An 18,479-nucleotide genomic window follows, 5' to 3' on the forward strand; every position below is an offset into this window, starting at 1 on the left:
AGTTTTCTGCTACAGCGGGCGTAGTAACAAATCCACGCAAGGTTATGCGCACAACGCAAAAGCCCTTAAGACGGGCTAAATTGCGATCCGTCGTTATCAAAAAATGCGAATTATCCTTACTAATGATTAATTCTGTCACTCAAATGTGAAATGTGATTTCAATCACACAATGAGCGAAGCGGATGGTTGCTGGCATTAGCCGAACTACATTCATTAGCGGAGCTAACGACACACATAGCAACGGGTTTTTACTAAACGATAACGTAAGTTAAAATTTTGTTGATTCTATGTGGTGTTATTTTGAGGGTTTTATTGATGAGAAACGTTGAGGGATTAGCATGGTTAACAAATTAACCAGCATTGTGCTCGCGATCGTGGCGATTGCCTTGCTGTACATGGGCGGCAAGCTACTGATGCTGGGCGGCAGCGCCTTCTATGCACTGATGGCGGTAGGCTTACTGATTACCGCGATTTTACTGTTCAGAAATCAACGCAGCGCGCTGGCACTGTACGCCATTCTGATGTGGATTACGCTGGCCTGGATTATCTGGGAAGTGGGCTTTGATAAATGGCAGTGGATCCCGCGCGGTGATTTGTTTGGCGTGATCGGTCTATGGTTGGCGATGCCGTGGGTGGTGAAACCGCTGTATCGCGGCGAGCGCAAATTCCACGGTTTCCTTGGCGGTACGGTGATCATCATGATCGTGGTGGTGATTGGTCTGTGCTTCTACGATCCGCTGCCGCAAGCCGGCACCATCAGCAACGCGCGTGAGCAAAACAGCGAGCAGGGCGCAAGTAATGATTGGACGGCTTACGGCGGTTCATCCGATGGCCTGCGTTTCTCCGCGTTGAATCAGATCAGCAAAGACAACGTGAAAAACCTCGAAGTCGCATGGACCTATCACACTGGCGATCTGCGTCAGGATGCGGATGCCAGCGAATACACCTTCGAAGCGACGCCGCTGAAAGCCAACGGCATGCTGTATTTCTGTACGCCGCATAACGAGGTGCATGCGCTCGATCCGGAAACCGGCGCGGTGAAGTGGAAGTTCACGCCAAGCAAAGATCGTTCTTACCTGCAACAGCACCAAACCTGTCGTGGCGTGAGCTATTACGAAGAAACTCCGGCGGCGGCGCAAGACAATGCGGCTAATCCGGCCATCTGCCGTAAGCGTATTTTCAACGCGACCACCGATGCACTGCTGATTGCGCTGGATGCCGATACCGGCAAGCCATGTGCTGATTTCGGTCAGAACGGCATCGTGAATCTGCACGCCAACATGGGCGAAGTGCGTCCACATGCGCTGATGCAAACCGCAGCACCGCTGGTGGCGGGCAAGCTGGTAATTGTTGGCGGTTCCGTAATGGATAACGGCTTCAACAGCGGCAACCCATCGGGCGTGATCCGTGCATATGACGTGCAAAGTGGTCGTCTGGTGTGGAACTTTGATCCCGCACATCCGGAAAACACTGCACCGATTGCTGATGGCCAAAACTATCCGCAAGACACGCCAGTGGCGTGGGGTACGCTGAGTGCCGACCTGAAAAATGGCATCGTTTATGTGCCGTTTGGCAACGCCTCGCCGGATGAAGTGGGTATCGAACGCGATGCTAACAGCAACACCGAGAAGTTCCGTGATGCGCTGGTGGCGTTGGATCTGCAAACCGGTACCTTTAAATGGCGCTATCAGAGTTCTAACCACGATCTGTGGGATCGCGATAACCCGTCACAGCCTTCGCTGGTCGACATCGATTATCAGGGCCAGAAGCAGCCGGTGGTGATTCTGCCGACTAAAACCGGCAACCTGTTTGTACTGAACCGTCTTACCGGTCAGCCGGTGTATCCGGTGAACCAGGTGAAGGTTTCTACTGACGGTATTGAAGGTGAGAAGTATGCGGCGACGCAGCCGGTTTCCAGCCTCAACTTCATCCCGGAAGCACTGACCGAGAAATCCATGTGGGGCATCACGCCGTTTGACCAGATGTCATGCCGCATGGATTTCCGTAGCCTGCGTTATGACGGCAACCCGTGGACGCCAGCAACTGAAGGCGGTTCACTGATCTTCCCAGGCAACATTGGCGTGTTCAACTGGGGTTCTGTCGCCGTCGATCCACAGCGTCAAATGTTGATCGCCGCGCCAGTGCGTCTGGCTTACAAGTACAACCTGATCAAACGTGATGCGCAGACCGCCACCGAGCGTATGTTCACCAAAGATGGTCAGCCGTACTGGAATGAAAACTTCCACGGTGATTATGCGATTCACATCCAGCAGTTGGCATCGGGCTTGGGCATTCCATGCATCGCGCCACCGTGGGGCCGCATGGTGGGTGTTGATCTCAAGACCGGTAAAACCGAATGGCTGCGTCGCGTGGGCGTCACCAAAAACCTGAAAACCAGCTTCCTGCCTGGCCGCTTCCCAATCGGTTTCCCGATGGGCATGGTGGCGCACGGTGGGCCGTTGCTGACGGCGGGTGATTTGGTGTTCCACGGTGCAACCGCGGATAACTTCTTCCGCGCTTACGACAGCACCACCGGTGAACTGCTGTGGCAGACCGAGCTAAGCGCCGGTGCACAAGCTACGCCGTCGACCTTTATGGGCAAAGACGGTAAGCAGTACGTGGTGATTGCCGCAGGCGGTCACGGTTCGCTCGGCACCCAAGCGGGTGACAGCGTAGTGGCGTTCCGTTTGAAGTAATTGCTGTTCAATAGAATGAAAGGCGCCCGCGTGGCGCCTTTTTTATATTTCAGCCACCATAAATGGCTCTCAACCCCGTAGGGTCGCCATTTATGGTGACCGCCTTTAAAAATCCCGCGATTAATCTGCCGGTTACGCTATATTCAAACCTCCTCAAGGATGCCAAACACAAGGAACCTCATGACCATCGCCTGCCTGCACACCGCTGCCAGTAACATCGCCATCTTCGACCAAGCCGCACAATCACTCGGTATTCAGCCCACCCAGCTGAGCCACATCGTGATGCCGCATCTGCTGGCGGAAGCGGAATCCACCGGTGGCATGACCGCATTACAGCAGCACAACCTCGAACAATTTCTGCACAGCCTCACGCCGTGGTTCGATGCCATCGTGATTACCTGTTCCACACTGGGCCCGGTGGCGGATGGTTTCACCGCGCAGGGCAACCCTTGTGCGGTGTATCGCAGTGATCGCTTGCTGGCGGACGAAGTGCATCGGCTGCCGGGCAAAGCATTGGTGTTGTGCGCAGCAGAATCGACGTTGGCCGCCACACGCGCGCTGTTTTGTCCGCCAGGCGTGCCGGTTGAGCACCATCCTGACGTGCAATTGATTCCCGGCGCGTGGGCGGCATTTAAAGCGGGTAAGCATGACGACTATCACCGTCTGATTGCGCAAGCGGTTGAACAGGGCAATCAGCAGGGCGCGACAACCGTCGCGTTGGCGCAAGTTTCAATGACTGCCGCGGCGTCACATTGCGCCACACCACCCTTAACCAGCCCACATTTAGCGTTGCGTCATTGCCTACGCTAAAGCCATTATGGCCGGTGAATATTCGGGCCAGAAAATCCTATCAATTCGCCTAAAATAGTATTTCCCGCGCTTCAAGTTGTCACGAAAATGTCATTTAAGACTTTAAGAACAATCCGAGTAAATAAATGAATTATAGTGGTAAGCCAAACTGCTTAATTGCCGCTGGCGTGCACTCCGACGCCGACAAAATGATTTTAATTGAAATAATTTTTGAGGCGAATAATGGAAACGATACAGGATAGCGTGGGGTTGCGCGGGGCTAATCGACCGCAAGATGTCAGACTGGTGCAACAATTATTAAGTAAAAATGGTTTCCCACAATTACGTGTGGATGGCATCTGCGGAAATAACACCACTAAAGCAATTATCACCTATCAAAAACACTTTTATCAGCATCCGGATGGTTTAGTCTCGCCGGGCAAAAAAACGCTATCACAACTCACTTCAAATCAACGCAGCGCGTTGCCACGCGCCGATGGTGCGACCGGCAATAATCCTAACGGTGCACGCAAAAATCCGATGACCATGTATCCGAGTTATCAGGTACTTAAGCTGATGATGGATTACGAAGAGCTGCATACTTTACCCTATGACGATCACACCAAAGCCACCATCAGTAATTGGACAGTAGGTGCCACTATTGGTTATGGACATTGGATCAGCCGCGAAAGTGAATTTGCCCAATATAAAGATGGCATTTCAGAGCAAGCAGCAGAAACGCTGTTCTCGCAAGATTTAAAAACCTTTGTTGATGCGGTGCGTAATTTTGTTAAAGTCGCACTCACGCAAAATGAGTTTGATGCATTAGTGATGCTGGCGTTTAATATCGGTACCAAAGATTCAAAGCATCATAAGGGATTATATTATTCGACCGCGCTTAAAGTGATTAACGGCGAATCAGCAGAGAATTTGGATCGGGCGTGGATGCAGTTTGTTTATTCACGTGGCACGCGAATGAAGGGATTAGTGAATCGCAGGAAGAGCGAGCTGAATGTTTATCACAAAGGAATTTATATTAGATTATGAAAAAATTACTCGCTTTATCGCTGGCCTGCATTTCATTGCAGGCGTTTGCCCAAACGCCTGCTAAGCCAAAGCCTTTCTTCGACAGCAAAAGTTTTCAGGTATTTCTGGATACCCGTAGCTGTGTTGAAGGGGATGTGGAGTGTGATGGCATTGTTTATCACTCGATCAACAAAAAGAATCATCACGAACTGACGTTAAAAGGTTCGACGCTCAACATCGGCCCATCGCACGATTTCCGTGGCTACATTTTCCGCAATGGCGATTACAGCTATGTGCTGTCTCCGGCGCAGGGCGCGGGCAATTACGATAACCACGTCTGGACGCTGCAAGTTTCCCAGCACCAGCCGCAAGGCGACGTGGTGCTGTTCAGTGAAAACGGCAACGTCAGCGAATAACGCGGCTTCAGGAAGACGGCACATTCACCAGCCAGGTGCCGCTTCCTGCCTCGATATGCAAGCTATGCTGCCACGCAACGCCATCCTGGCGCGTCACTTGCAATTGATAATCTCCCGGTAACAAACTCAGCATTTTCATGCCGTCTTTTTCTTCAGCGGCGTGCGGTTTGCCGTTGATATCAATTTGCGTCAACGCGGTGTCAGGGCTGGCGCGCAGGTAGATTTGGGCTGGTACTGCCGCGACAGCAGGTGACGGTATCACGTTATTTTGCGGTTTTGAAACTTGAGCCGGTTTCGGCGTTTTAGCGATCAACTTGGGCGGTGCAGGCTTCAATCCTTGCACCACCAGCACCGCGACCAGCACGGCCGCCGCCGCAGCACCGATCACCAGCCAGGGCCGACGCGATCGCTTAGGAATCACCGGCTCAGCTTGCTCCACTTCTTCAATTAACGCGGGCAGTTGCACCACGATGGGCGCGGGCGGTTCATCCTGCGCCAGCAACGCATGATCATTTTGCGCCAGCAACTCGCGCAGCGCGGTAACCGAGGCGGGTCGCTGGTCAGGTTCGCACGCCAACATGCTATCAATGGTACGTAACAAACCCGCCGAATAGCCGGGCAGATCGCGCTCTGCCAGCGGCTGATAATGGTCATGCAGCGAACGCACCACGCTGACCGGCGGCGGTTCACCGCAGATCAAGGTGTGCAGCACCGCGCCGAGCGCATAAATATCCGTCCACGGCCCTTGATCGCCATCGCGGCCTTCGCTGTACTGCTCAATCGGCGCGTAGCCGGGTTTGAGCATGATTTCGGTTTTATCGGTGAGATGACCAATGGTTTTGCAGGCCGAACCAAAATCCAACAACACTGGCGCATCATCCTGTTGCAGCAAAATGTTGTCGGGGGCGATATCGCGATGCAAATACTGATGATCGTGCAGCGTTTTCAGCGCACTGAGCAGCGGCGGCAACATGGCACGCAGCGCGCTTTCACCGCACGGCGTGAAATCACGCAGATAGCGATTTTTCAGCGTCTCGCCATGATAAAACTGCGTCACCATATACGCCGTATCATTGGCCTGCCAAAAGCGCAGCACGTGCAGCAGATGGGGATGATTAAAGCGCGCCAGCGTTTTCGCTTCCTGAATAAAGCTATTTAATCCAGCCTGATACAAACGCATAAAGCGCTCGCTGCGCAGCAGCAGATGCTGTTGTTCATCACGCAGCGCAATCGAGGCGGGCATAAACTCTTTAATCGCCACGGTGCGTTCCAGCTCGTTATCCCAGGCGCGATAAACAATGCCAAAGCCGCCTTCGCCAATCACCTGCTGGATTTCATACTCGTTAAAGCAGTAGCCAATCGGCAGCGCCTGCGAGGTGGTTTTCTGCGTGACCTCACTCATGATTGGCCTCCGCCAACGGGCTGAAGTGCAGTTGGAAGCTTTGCTGGTAATCGACCCGCAATTGACGCGGCGCGTCATGCAAAGTTTCACTCAACAACTGACAGCTGAGTTGCGGCAGCAGCGTCTGCGACAGCACCGCATCGACCATACGACCGCCGGATTCGCCTTCGGTGCAGCGGCGCATAATTTGCTCGGCCACTGCGGGTGCAAATTCGGCATGAATGGCATGACGTTCCAGCAAGCGCTGGCGGATTTTATCCAGGCGCAAATCGATGATGCGAATCAGCATCGCATCGCTGAGCGACACATACGGAATCACTGCCAGACGGCCCAGCAGCGCGGCGGGGAATACCTCGCGCAGCGGCTGACGCAGCAGGGCGCTCAGCGCCTGGTGATCAGGACGATCCGCCGCCGTGCCGCAAACCTGCGCAATCTCATCGCTGCCGATATTCGAGGTGAGAATGATCACCGTGTTGCGGAAGTCGATGCGGCGGCCTTCACCATCCTCCATCCAGCCTTTGTCGAACACCTGGAAGAAGATTTCATGCACGTCAGGATGGGCTTTTTCAATTTCATCCAGCAGCACCACGCTATACGGACGACGGCGCACCGCTTCGGTCAGCACGCCACCTTCGCCGTAGCCAACGTAGCCCGGCGGCGCACCTTTCAGCGTCGAAACGCTGTGCGCTTCCTGAAATTCGCTCATGTTAATGGTGATCAGATTTTGCTCGCCGCCGTACAGCGTCTCGGCCAGTGCCAGCGCGGTTTCGGTTTTACCGGTGCCGGACGGGCCGCACAGCATAAACACGCCAACCGGTTTGCTGGGATCGTCGAGTCCGGCGCGTGAAGTTTGGATGCGCTGCGCGATGGCATCGAGTGCCGGTTGCTGGCCGATGACCCGCTGCGCCAGCGTGCTGGCCAGATTGAGCACCGCATCGCGCTCACTTTGTAACATGCGACCGAGTGGAATGCCGGTCCAGTCGGCGACCACGCTGGCGATCACGTTGCTATCGACTGCCGGGAACGTCAGCGGTTTGTCGCCTTGCAGTTCGTCCAGTTGCTGTTGCAGCGCCAGATAACGTTCGGTGTGTTGCGTGCTGTGATCGACCAGCAAGGTGGCGCGCAAGGTGGTCAGTTGCTGCGTCAAAACCAGCGCTTGCTGCCAGCGCGCGTTGAGTTGATGTTCTTCCTGCTGGCGCTCGGCCAATGCCAGTTTGGCACTGGCAATCCGCGTTGCTGCGTTGGCCATACCCAAATGCAATTCGCGCTCGGCGATATCGATTTCCAGCTGTAACGCCGCCAGTTGCTGACGGCAATAGGCCAGCTCCGGCGGCTGATGGTGCAGACTCACCGCCACGCGCGCACAGGCGGTATCCAGCAGCGCAATGGCTTTGTCCGGCAACTGACGTGCCGGAATATAGCGTTGCGACAAACGTACTGCGCTGGTTAACGCCTCATCCAGCAGCAGAACATTGTGATGGCGCGACAGCGGCTGCGATAAATGGCGCAGCATCAAAATCGCCGTGGCTTCATCGGGTTCTGCCACTTGCACGGGTTGGAAACGGCGAGTCAGCGCCGGATCTTTCTCGATGTATTTCTTGTATTCCGCCCAGGTGGTAGCGCCAACGGTGCGTAACTGTCCGCGCGCCAGCGCCGGTTTCAGCAGATTGGCGGCATCGCCGGTGCCTTGCTGGCCGCCCGCGCCAACCAGCGTATGGATTTCATCAATAAACAAAATGATTGGCTGGGCGCTGGATTGCACCTGATTGATCACCGCTTGCAGGCGCGCTTCAAATTCACCTTTCATCGCCGCACCGGCTTGTAACAACCCAATATCCAGCAGCCACAGTTGCACGCCTTGTAACGGCGGTGGCACGTTGCCGCTGGCAATGCATTGCGCCAGGCCTTCTGCCAGCGCTGTTTTGCCGACGCCCGCTTCACCGGTCAGCAGCGGATTGTTTTGCCGCCGACGCAGCAGAATATCGACCATTTGACGGATTTCGTCATCGCGTCCGACCACCGGGTCGCTTTTACCGGCGCGCGCTTCGGCGGTGAGATCGCGACCATATTTCGCCAACACCGACTCTTCGCTGGCAGCCGGTGCCGGGGCGGTTTCATGGGTTGCCGTCGCCTGTTCATCGCTGCCCTGGATAAAGTTTGGCAATTCATCCAGCAGGCGGTCGGCGCTGATGCGGCCAAATTCGCCAGAGATCGCCAGCAGCACATGACGCAACGCCACGGTTTTTAGCAGCGCCAGCAGCAGATGTGCGCCGCGAATCTGGTTTTCACCGACGCTGAGCGAGCAGTAAATCCATGCGCGTTCGACCGCGTTATCGATATGTTCCGCCAGATCGGCGACGGCGCTGGCACCGCGCGGCAGGCGATCCAGCGCCGCCAGCAAATCCTGATTGAGTTGCGCTTCATCCAGTTCGCAGCGGCGCACGATCAGTTGCAAATCACCATTCGGTTGCTGCCACAGCTGGTGCAGCCAATGCACTAATTCAACGTAGGGATTGCCACGCAATTTACAGAAAGTGGTGGCGCTTTCCAGCGTGGTAAACAGTGAGCGATTCATTTTGCTAAACAACACGTTGCGACGAATATCTGACATGGTTTTCCCTTGAGGATGTTTAATCGCTTTTTGGTCACCCTAAATGGCGACCCTACGAGAACCTGACGTTAAGGCTGATAAATCAAATCATCACGATGTTGCGGTTGTGGCTGCTGGCCCAACCAACTGCTCAATCCCAGCGGCTGATCGCTGCCGAGTGCCACGCCGTGCACATCGCGTTGATCCAGCACCAGTTGCACTTCCCATTGATACGCAATGCCAAGGTAATGCCGCACCCAATCCACCACTTGCTGCGCATTGCGGCGGCGAGGCAGCAGCGGTTGATAATCGTTGAGGCGTAGCGGGCCGAGGCGCAGCCGGAATTTGTGCTGAATATCGCGGATCGCACCCCCCAAAAAGGCGGTTTCACCGAGGCGCGGCGCGTGTTTTCCGGCACGTAACTGCGCCTGTTCGCGCGGACCGATGCGCATCCATTGTGGGATATTGCTGATCAGTTCTACCGGCACCTGCAAATACCAACTCAGGCTGCGCGTCAGTCCTTCCGCATCGTGCGTTTGACGGGTGAAGTGTCCGGCCAATGCATAGCGCGCATGTTCATTGAGGCTGCCGCGCTGCTGCTCCAGCGCCGGTTGGCCGACGCCAGTTAGGCAGGAAAGGTAATGGTTGAAGCGTTGGCGATCGGGGCGATCCAGTGAAATCGCCGGTTGTGCATCGGCCCACGCGCGGTAAAACAGCAAAATCAGCCGGTGATGAAACAGGTTACAAAACGCCACCATGCTGCGATCGCCGTGATGCGTAACGCGTTCGTGCGCGTACTCGGTCAAATGCAGCGGCAGCGGACCGTTGGGGCCGAACAGACCAAAACTCCAGATATCCACTTCATTGAGTTGATCGTTGGCGCGCTGACGAATCCCTGCCACGGTGGCGGGTGCAAACGCCAGCGACGGCGATTGTCCTAGCCGCAACGGTTCTTCACGCGGCAGCGGCGCACGGCCCAGTTGCCAGGCGTGCCCGGCTTGCGCATCGAGACGGCGCAGCAGTTGAAACAGGTCGTGTTTGAACGGTGCGGCACGCCGTTGCGGCCAAAAGTCCGCTGGCAAGCGACAGTGAATGCGCCAGCGGCGATTGAGCGCCGTCACAGCAGTGGCCTCTTGCCCATTTGCGGCGGCCAATAACCAATCTCGCCGCGCTGTTCGCTGTTAATCGTCAGTTCGGTAAAGGTATTGATCGCCACCATGCGGCTGAACAAAATCGCTAACACGCTGCCCAGCAGCCACGGGCTGGCACCGCCAAACGCCTGCTCATCCAGCGTTAAGGTGATGGCAATCCCGCGCGCGAAGACAATCGGACCTGGCTCTGGCACGCGGCGAAATACCGGGCGCATTTCGCAGTGGCGCACGCCTTCAATCTGACGCGCGGTGGCGGCTTCAGCGGTATTGGCATACAACGCCAACAGTTGCCGCAGCGATGCCGCGCCCTGATCGCCCTCGCTCTCCATCAAGCTGAGATAGTTGAGTTGCAGTTGGCTCACTAAGCGCCACGCCATCGCTCCCGCCGCCAGCGCCGGACGCGGTGCGGTGGGGCCTTTGCGCAGGTGAATGCCGAGCACCGGCGCGGAAGTGGGTAAGGTGAAAGATTCCATACCGTGCTGCATCAACATCAGCGGCAGATCGCGATTAGTACACAGCACATCGGCCATCACATACTTCACCGCCTCTGACCATGGTGATTGCTGTTCATCGACCAGCGTGACGAACAATTCGGAACCAGCATAACCGGTGCGCGTGCCATACACCTTGGCTTGATCGGACAGCGCGCGCGGCTCACGACGCTGGGAAAAATAGGCTCCGTAGTTGCCGTTGTCGCGGCCAAAGCTGTGCCAGAACGGGCGGAAAATTTGCTCTTCGCTCAGCGTTTGCCCGCTGCCATACAGGCGGTTAATGCTGAACACTTCGTAATCCAGAGGATGGGTATTATCCACCACCAGATGATAATCGTTGCGCGCTTCGGTTAACTGGATACGCTCCGCCACGCGCGGAAACAGGTTGATGGCGGGCGTGCAGTGCAGCGCCAAATGCGACACATCCACCCGATTTTCCAGATCGTCATCGGCTTTATCCAGCAACAGCACAATCTCCATCTCAGTCGCGCCGCGCAGCTGTTTAACCAGCGGTTGCAGACCAGAGGTGCGCATAAACAGAAAGCGGGCCGGAAAGGCGAAATACTCCTGCAATAGCCGATAACCGCTAAAACCGCGCAGGTCATCCGGCAGCAGCGCTTCCTCGGCGGCAAAGCCTTGCGCTTGCAAGGCTTCGGCTTCCAGCAACTGATGGTGCTGGTTATCTGTGCTGCGATACAACACGCCGACACAGTGCGCCATCAGCAGTTCCATCAGACGACTGGCCGGCAGATCGCCCGCGCTTAAGTGGAAACGCAGATCATCCATCGCCAGCTGATGCAGCGGAATATTGCCGGTGGTTTTCAGCCGAATACGCAGTGCGCGCATTGCGCCACGCTGAGCCAGATTGGCAGCGGAAAGCGGCAGGTTGGCCGGTAAGCCGCCGAGAGTCACTTCACTCAGTTGCAGCGGCAGTAAATTGACATCATGCGCGGTACGGTATTTGCAGCTAATGCCTTTACTTTTCAGCGCCTGATTCTCAATCAGCGATCCACGCGGCACGCTAAAACCGCTGCTGATCTTGCCTTTCATATGATCGGGCTGAAACTCGACAATCGCCATCGACGGCGTTGGCGCGAGGTAATTGGGGTAGATCATCTCCAGCAGCTGTTCGGTGAAACGCGGGAATTCGGCATCCATCTTCAGCTGCACGCGCGAGGTGAGGAAGGCAAATCCCTCCATCAAGCGTTCGGTATAAGGATCGGCGACTTCGATGCCTTGCATACCCAAACGGCCCGCCACTTTGGGATAACGATCGGCAAATTCCGCGCCCATTTCACGCAGATAATTCAGTTCACGATTGTAGTAGTCGAGCAGTTGCGGATTCATATTAGTTCGACTCCTTCAGATCAAAACGGCTGTGCTCAAGATCGAGTTCGGTACGAAACACAAAAGCCAGCGGCCACGGGATGCACCACAAATTGCCGCTGATTTCGATGGAAAGGGTGTTGTGATGGTTGTGCGCGTTAACATCGCTCAAGCAGCGAATCTGCAAATCCTGTGGGATGATACGCGGTTCAAACTGCAACATGGCGCGCTGCAACGAACCACGCACATCGTCCCACTCAATCTCCGACATGCGCTTACCGGCCAGCGGCGTGAGGCCAAAATTGATCACCGATAAGCGCGCGTCAGGACGCGGTTTGAGGTTGTGCTGGCTTTCGTTGTTGATGCAGTTGAACAGCCACTGCAAATCACGCAGCACCTGAGTGCGCAGTTGTTGATGGCTGAGCGCCTGACGACCAGTTTCGATTTTTTGTTGATCGGGCTGATCGTCGGTCAGGCGATCGAGCAGGCTGGGGCGCATCTCATCCTGCGGCATCACGCGCTGGTGGTTGCGCGCCTGCCAACCGTTGAAGCTGTCGGGATGGTTTTTCATCGCTGCTCCTAAGCAAGGTCACCATAAATGGCGACCCTACGAATACACGGTAAGGTCGCCATTTATGGTGACCTGGGATCACGCTGCTGCGGATTCAACTCGGCGATCGCATGCCAATGCAACTGACTGGCGCTGTCGCCGATTTGCCACGCATGCAACGCATCCGCCATCTGTAGCGCACGCGCGTTGTCGTCGTTTTTGTCGCTGTCGGTTTTAAGCAACACATCGCCGTCAAAACGCCATGCCAAATGCTGCTTATCCCACGGCAGTAACAGCCAACTGCGCGCATCACTGTCGCTTGCCAGAATCAGCCGTTGATTATTGGCGGCAATCACCTGCGCATCGCGCGCGCCAACGGGTAAATTGATCAGCGGATAACCGTGGACAAACCACAGCACGGTGGGAGCGTTGTTGGCTTGATGCAGCGTCGCGTCGCCTGTTACCCAGCCTTCGCTGTCGCAGTCTGGCGACGACGTGGCGAGGGCAAACCGCGCATCATTATCCGTGCCGGTTGGCCAGTAGGTGCGCAGCGCGCAGTTGGGCATGATGTTGAAACGTTGCCACGGCGTGGTGTCTGCCAGTTCGATTTTGGGCTTCACCGGCGGCGCGGGAATGCGCCAGTTTTCAGCGGCCTGCGCACTCCCTTCGCGCAACGCTTTACCGCTGTGATCGATCAGCGTCCAGTGCAACGTCGTCAGCGGGCGACACTGGCGTTTTAACAGCGCGCCAACCTGTGGCAAGAAGCTCTCCAGCGCGTCGTCTTTCAGTTCGCCCTGCGGTTCGATATGCAGCGCCACGCTGTCGTCGCACCAGCTTTTTACGCGTCCATCCACCACGTTATCCAGCCAGGCGCTGAGGCGCAGCGTGGGCGACCAAACGATACGCACGCTTTTCGCTTCGCTGTAGATCGGCAACAGCAGCAGCGACAGTAACAATGCCAGTGGGGTTCTCATGGCGATTACCTCTGCGACAGCAAAATTCGCTGCGTGTCGCTGAGCGAACTCAGCAAGGTGGACTCTTGCGGATCGCCCATCCACACCGCCATGGCGCTAAAGTTATCGCCGTTATCCTCGGGCATCATGCGTTGCAGCAGCGCCAGCCACTCTTGCGGATTGCTGACCATGCGCAGGGTTTGCTCCAGATTGTTGACGTCCATCTCATGCCAGAAACCGTCGGTGCAGAGTAAAAACACATCGCCGTCTTCCAGCGCCAGCACATCGCTGTAGCTGGCTTCACGATCCTCTTCCATCCCCAGCGCGAAATAGAGCAGGTTGTGATTGATGGCATCGGTTTGATGCCCAGCGTCCTGCATGCGCTGCGCCAGGCTGTGATCGCGCGTCATCTCCAGCAAATAGCCGCGACGAAAGTGGTACAGACGGCTGTCGCCGGCATGCGCCCAATAGGCCAGTTGGTAATCGCGATCGATAAATAAACTCACCAAGGTGGTGCCCATGTTTTTCAGCGCTTGGTCCTGATGCTGCTGCTGTTTTATCGCCTGATTGGCGGCGGCGATGTAGCCGCGAATACGCTGTGCATCCAGATGATGTGCGCCATCGAAATGGGTGACGATGGTGTCGCACGCCAGACGGGCTGCAGTGTCGCCACCTTGCTCGCCAGCGATGCCGTCACACATCACGAAACAGGCGGCGCGCGCGCCCAGCGCATTGGCGAGGCGATCCTGATTACTGCTGCGTTTGCCCTGATGGCTAATGGATGCGAACGTAATATTCATCATGATTCCGTTTTTTGCGTTTGCAGGTCTTTGTAATGGTTCACTTCCACGTCGTAGGCGTGCAGGAACGCCTCACCAAACAGCGTGTGAAAATCGTCGTCAATTTCACTGGCAATCGCCTGATAACGCTTCACGAAATAGTCCCAATGCGCCGCTTTGCGCGTGGCCGAGAACAGATGACGGCCGCTGTCGCCTTCCTGCTGCGCTTGGGCATGTAAGGTGTCGGGATTAAACGACTGCAACATGGCGGTGATGATGGCGCGGATTCCGGCGATCATGCCGAGCTGATGCGCCTGCAAATCCACCAAGGCATCACGCACTGCTTTTTCCGGCTCCATAAAGCCCGGCATCTGGCTGCCCAGCATCTGCACCAGCACACTTTTGCCCGACGGCAACAGCTTGAACGGATTGTTGGCCTGCTCGAGGATCATGGTCATTTCCGCATTCACCCCGCGTTTCAGCATGGTGCGCGACGACAACAGCGCCACCGTGCCTTGCGAGAACATGCTGAGTAACTGACCGAGCAAGTGCATTTGCGACTGATCGAGATGCGGTTTCACATCGATATCCGCCAGATCGGCACCGTCGAGAAACGCTTGCAGCAACTCGGCATCCACGCCTGGCGTGTTGGCAGCACGGCGCTGTGCGGCGGATTTATAGCTCACCGGATCGATGCTCATGCGTCCGCTGGCGCGATGCTGATTGGCCGGTTCCGGGCGGCTCGGCTGCACGCGCGGCGTTGGCAGCGGCGTTTCTGGCGGCGGAGGCGGAGTGACTTGCGGCGCGGGCTGTGGCACCGCGGCTTCGGGTTGGAACACATCCGGCGGCGTCAACGGTTGAGCGCTGGACGAGAGCAGGCCAAACGGATCGTCTTGTTGCTCCTGCGGCGTGCCATTGGTGGCAAACAGCGCCAGCGGATCGAGCTCGGTGGCCGGTGCCGCCTGCACCGCGTGCGGCTGTTCACGCAGCGTGGTTGGCGTGGTGTCCTGCAAAATGGTCGGCTGTTGGAACAGATCTTTGTCGTCAAACAAGCGTGTAGGATCGCTCTCGCGTTGACTTAACTGCTCCAGCGGCGCGTGTTGTTCCAGCGCCAGTGGATCAATTGGATTCAACGGTTTCTCATCGGGCAGCGTCAGCGGATGTTGCGCATCGGGCTGAGTGGGAGCCACTTGCGGCGCGACGAAATCACGCGACAGGCTTTCCCAGATTTCGCCGGGAATCGCTGAACCCGCCGGTTTTGGCGCGGCCTGGCTCTGCACCACCGGCTGGCGCGGCGTTTCAAGTGGCTGTTGCCCATCAATCTCGCTGACCACCAGCGTGTAATCGCCGATGCCGAGCAGATCGCCATTCTGCAACTCGACCTGGCGACCGTGTTCCAGCGGAATGCCATTGAATTCGACGTTGATTACGTTACCGCGATTGGTAATGCGGCAGTCGCCTTCCGCCGAGGTGTGCACCAGCAGTTGCAGACGCGAAATGGTGCGGCTGTCGTCGGGCAAAATGAAGTTGTTGTCTTCGCTACGGCCAATCGTGCCGCCGGGCGGATAGAAATCGACGCGCGTCAGCGGCGGCTGTACGCCGTTTTTACTTTCAACCAGAGTGAATCGCATAAGCTTTACCTGCCAGGATTGCGCGTTGCTGCGGAAACAGAGGCGGCCAGGCGGCCGCCCCAAGGAAACTGGCTTGTCTTCGCTGTGGGATCAGGAAGCCGTGTTGGTTTTGATGTTCCAGCCAAAGGTGCTGTCGGCACCGGCAGCACCGTCGTCGGACTGCTGGGTGTAGATCTCTTCCACCTGCGCCGCCTGGAACGAATACTCGATGCCCACGGTGTCATCATCGCGTGAACCAGTGAACTGCACGCTGGTCACCAGCACTTCGGTCAGATTGATTTTGTTATAGATAATCTGCGATCCACCGGCTTTGCAGACGTGGAATTCCAGCGTCGGAATGTGTTTACCGTTGGAGCAGAACAACATCAGCGTTGGGGTGGCTTTGTCGATGCGGGCATGGACGTGTAAGTCCTGATAATTGACTTTACCAGCACCGCCGCCGCCGCCCACGCTCATGTTGTTCGGCTGATTAGCGCCCCAGTTAAAGGAGAGAATGTCGATCCAGCCGGTATGCGCCGAATCTTTGGATTCACCTTCAACACCTTCAGGCTTCAAATACATTGCAATAGTCATGCGGGTAACGCTCCTTTCATCATTTAAAAAATGGGCGCAAATCAACGCCCAGAGGTGACTTACCCTTGCTGCTGTTTCAGCGAAGGCAATTTCGAGACCAGACGCAGCGACACCGTCAGGCCTTCAAGCTGGTAGTGCGGACGCAGGAAGAATTTGGCGGCGTAATAGCCCGGATTGTCTTCCTGTTCTTCCACCGTGACGCGCGCATCGGCCAGCGGTTTGCGCGCTTTGGTCTCTTGTGTGGAGTTAACCGGATCGCCATCGACGTAGCGGATGATCCACGAGTTGAGCCAGCGCTCCATGTCGGCGCGCTCCTGGAAGGAGCCGATTTTGTCGCGCACGATGCACTTCAGGTAATGGGCAAAACGGCAGCAGGCGAACAGATAGGGCAGACGCGCCGCCAGCTGCGCGTTGGCGGCCGCATCGGCATCGTAATAATCTTCGGGTTTTTGCAGCGATTGCGCGCCGATGAAGGCGGCAAAGTCGGAGTTCTTGCGGTGCACCAGCGGAATAAAGCCGTTTTTCGCCAGCTCGGCTTCACGACGATCGCTGATGGCGATCTCGGTTGGGCATTTCATATCAACGCCGCCGTCATCGGTCGGGAACACGTGGCACGGCAGATTCTCTACCGAACCGCCAGATTCCACGCCGCGAATCGAGGTGCTCCAGCCAAACTGCTTAAAGGAGCGGTTGATGTTGGCGGCCATCGCGTAGGCGGCGTTGGCCCAGGTGTAATTCTTGTGGGTTGCGCCTTCGGTGTCTTCGGTGAAATCGAAACTATCGACGGGATTAGTGCGCACGCCATACGGCAAGCGGGCGAGGAAACGCGGCATCACCAAACCGAGATAGCGGGTATCTTCGCTTTCACGCAGCGTGCGCCAGGCGGCGTATTCGGTGTTGGTGAAGATTTTGGTGATATCGCGCGGATTAGCCAGTTCCTGCCACGATTCCATTTGCAACGCGCTCGGTGCTGCACCGGTGATCATCGGACAGTGCGCGGCGGCACCGATTTTTGCCAGCTCGCCCAGTAGCTCGACATCCGGCGGGCTGTGATCAAAATAGTAATCGCCAACCAGGCAACCGTACGGTTCGCCACCAAACTGGCCGTACTCTTCTTCGTAGATCTTCTTGAACAGCGGGCTTTGATCCCAGCCCACGCCTTTGTAGCGTTTCAGCGTGCGGCTCAGCTCTTTTTTGCTGATATTGAGCACGCGGATCTTCAGCATCTCGTCGGTTTCGGTGTTGTTCACCAGATAATGCAGGCCGCGCCACGCGCCTTCTAACTGCTGAAAACTGTCGTGGTGCATGATGGCGTTGACCTGCTGCGACAGCTTGCTGTCGATTTCTGCGATCAGTGCCTGAATGGTGCGATAGGCGTCGTCGGACACCGGCAAGGTGTTCTCCAGCGCCTGCGCGGCGAGGGTTTGCACTGCTTGTGAAATCGCGTCACGCGCCTGATCGTTGTTCGGGCGAAACTCTTTGTTCAGCAGCGCGCTAAAGTCGCTGTGCGTGACGGATTCCGCCACTAAGCGCTCGGTCTGGGAAGCAGCATTACTCATCATGATTCTCCGTTTCACGGTCAGCGTTGGCAGGTTTGGCGCTAGCGGCCAGCGATTGCAGCAGAGTTGGGTTTTTCAGGATTTCGGCGATCAACGCTTCCGCGCCGTTTTTACCGTCCATGTAAGAGAGCAGGTTGGAAAGTTGGGTGCGCGCTTCCAGCAGCTCATTCAGCGGCTCTACGCGGCGCACAATCGCGTCCGGCAGGAAGTCATCCATGCTGTTAAAGGTCAGATCGACGCCGACTTTGCCTTCGCCGGTTAAGGTGTTATCGACGTGATAGGCGAGGTGTGGCTTCAACGCTTTCATGCGCTCATCAAAGTTATCGATATCCACTTCAAGGAATTTGCGCTCGGCGATTTCCGGCTGATCTTCCACCGGCTGACCAACCAAATCGGCCATCACGCCCATTACGAAGGGCAACTGCACTTTGCGATCGGCACCGTAGACTTCAACGTCATATTCAATCTGCACGCGCGGCGCACGGTTACGCGAAATGAACTTCTGTCCGCTACGGGCGCGTTTGATGGTGGGATAATTAGCCATAGT

15 protein-coding genes are annotated in these 18,479 nt (G+C 56.4%); 4 read left to right on the top strand and 11 right to left on the bottom strand.

What is annotated here, in order from left to right:
- Nucleotides 1-338: 338 nt before the first annotated feature.
- From ACPUC7_RS13990 to ACPUC7_RS14005, 4 genes are all read left to right on the top strand, one after another.
- The gene (locus ACPUC7_RS13990) at nt 339-2,696 is read left to right on the top strand and encodes a membrane-bound PQQ-dependent dehydrogenase, glucose/quinate/shikimate family (protein ID WP_494923365.1); all 2,358 of its coding nucleotides are present in this window, start codon (nt 339-341) and stop codon (nt 2,694-2,696) included.
- A 180-nt stretch (nt 2,697-2,876) separates the two neighbouring features.
- Complete coding sequence (locus ACPUC7_RS13995; RefSeq protein WP_494923366.1) at nt 2,877-3,506, top strand: glutamate racemase; 630 nt, start codon at nt 2,877-2,879, stop codon at nt 3,504-3,506.
- A 222-nt stretch (nt 3,507-3,728) separates the two neighbouring features.
- On the top strand, nt 3,729-4,532 hold the full coding sequence (locus ACPUC7_RS14000; RefSeq protein WP_494923367.1) for a glycoside hydrolase family protein: 804 nt from the start codon (nt 3,729-3,731) through the stop codon (nt 4,530-4,532).
- Complete coding sequence (locus ACPUC7_RS14005; RefSeq protein ID WP_494923368.1) at nt 4,529-4,927, top strand: hypothetical protein; 399 nt, start codon at nt 4,529-4,531, stop codon at nt 4,925-4,927. Before ACPUC7_RS14000 ends, ACPUC7_RS14005 begins: the two co-directional genes overlap by 4 nt.
- 7 nt (nt 4,928-4,934) lie before the next feature.
- Here ACPUC7_RS14005 and ACPUC7_RS14010 read toward each other — a convergent pair whose 3' ends face one another.
- The 11 genes from ACPUC7_RS14010 to tssB form a co-directional block, all read right to left on the bottom strand.
- Nucleotides 4,935-6,329 carry a serine/threonine protein kinase gene (locus ACPUC7_RS14010; RefSeq protein ID WP_494923369.1) on the bottom strand — a complete coding sequence of 465 codons (1,395 nt, stop codon included), beginning with the start codon at nt 6,327-6,329 and terminating at the stop codon, nt 4,935-4,937.
- The gene (gene tssH, locus ACPUC7_RS14015; protein ID WP_494923370.1) at nt 6,322-8,940 is read right to left on the bottom strand and encodes a type VI secretion system ATPase TssH; all 2,619 of its coding nucleotides are present in this window, start codon (nt 8,938-8,940) and stop codon (nt 6,322-6,324) included. Before tssH ends, ACPUC7_RS14010 begins: the two co-directional genes overlap by 8 nt.
- A gap of 68 nt (nt 8,941-9,008) precedes the next feature.
- A complete protein-coding gene (tssG, locus tag ACPUC7_RS14020; protein WP_494923371.1) occupies nt 9,009-10,040 on the bottom strand; it encodes a type VI secretion system baseplate subunit TssG in 1,032 nt (343 codons plus the stop codon).
- The gene (gene tssF / locus ACPUC7_RS14025; RefSeq protein WP_494923372.1) at nt 10,037-11,908 is read right to left on the bottom strand and encodes a type VI secretion system baseplate subunit TssF; all 1,872 of its coding nucleotides are present in this window, start codon (nt 11,906-11,908) and stop codon (nt 10,037-10,039) included. The genes tssG and tssF overlap by 4 nt, the downstream gene beginning before the upstream one ends.
- A gap of 1 nt (nt 11,909) precedes the next feature.
- Complete coding sequence (gene tssE / locus ACPUC7_RS14030; protein WP_494923373.1) at nt 11,910-12,458, bottom strand: type VI secretion system baseplate subunit TssE; 549 nt, start codon at nt 12,456-12,458, stop codon at nt 11,910-11,912.
- Between the two features lie 62 nt (nt 12,459-12,520).
- The gene (locus tag ACPUC7_RS14035; RefSeq protein ID WP_494923374.1) at nt 12,521-13,411 is read right to left on the bottom strand and encodes a hypothetical protein; all 891 of its coding nucleotides are present in this window, start codon (nt 13,409-13,411) and stop codon (nt 12,521-12,523) included.
- 5 nt (nt 13,412-13,416) lie between these two features.
- Entirely contained in the window at nt 13,417-14,190 is a 774-nt protein-coding gene (locus ACPUC7_RS14040) for a PP2C family protein-serine/threonine phosphatase (protein ID WP_494923424.1), read from the bottom strand.
- A complete protein-coding gene (gene tagH, locus ACPUC7_RS14045) occupies nt 14,190-15,800 on the bottom strand; it encodes a type VI secretion system-associated FHA domain protein TagH (protein ID WP_494923375.1) in 1,611 nt (536 codons plus the stop codon). Before tagH ends, ACPUC7_RS14040 begins: the two co-directional genes overlap by 1 nt.
- A 90-nt stretch (nt 15,801-15,890) precedes the next feature.
- A complete protein-coding gene (locus ACPUC7_RS14050; RefSeq protein WP_343552766.1) occupies nt 15,891-16,373 on the bottom strand; it encodes an Hcp family type VI secretion system effector in 483 nt (160 codons plus the stop codon).
- A gap of 59 nt (nt 16,374-16,432) precedes the next feature.
- Complete coding sequence (tssC, locus tag ACPUC7_RS14055) at nt 16,433-17,932, bottom strand: type VI secretion system contractile sheath large subunit (protein WP_494923425.1); 1,500 nt, start codon at nt 17,930-17,932, stop codon at nt 16,433-16,435.
- Nucleotides 17,925-18,476, bottom strand: a complete 552-nt coding sequence (gene tssB / locus ACPUC7_RS14060) for a type VI secretion system contractile sheath small subunit (RefSeq protein WP_494923376.1) — start codon at nt 18,474-18,476, stop codon at nt 17,925-17,927. The genes tssC and tssB overlap by 8 nt, the downstream gene beginning before the upstream one ends.
- Nucleotides 18,477-18,479 lie beyond the last annotated feature (3 nt).

This window comes from Pantoea sp. CFCC18179 (assembly GCF_059412405.1).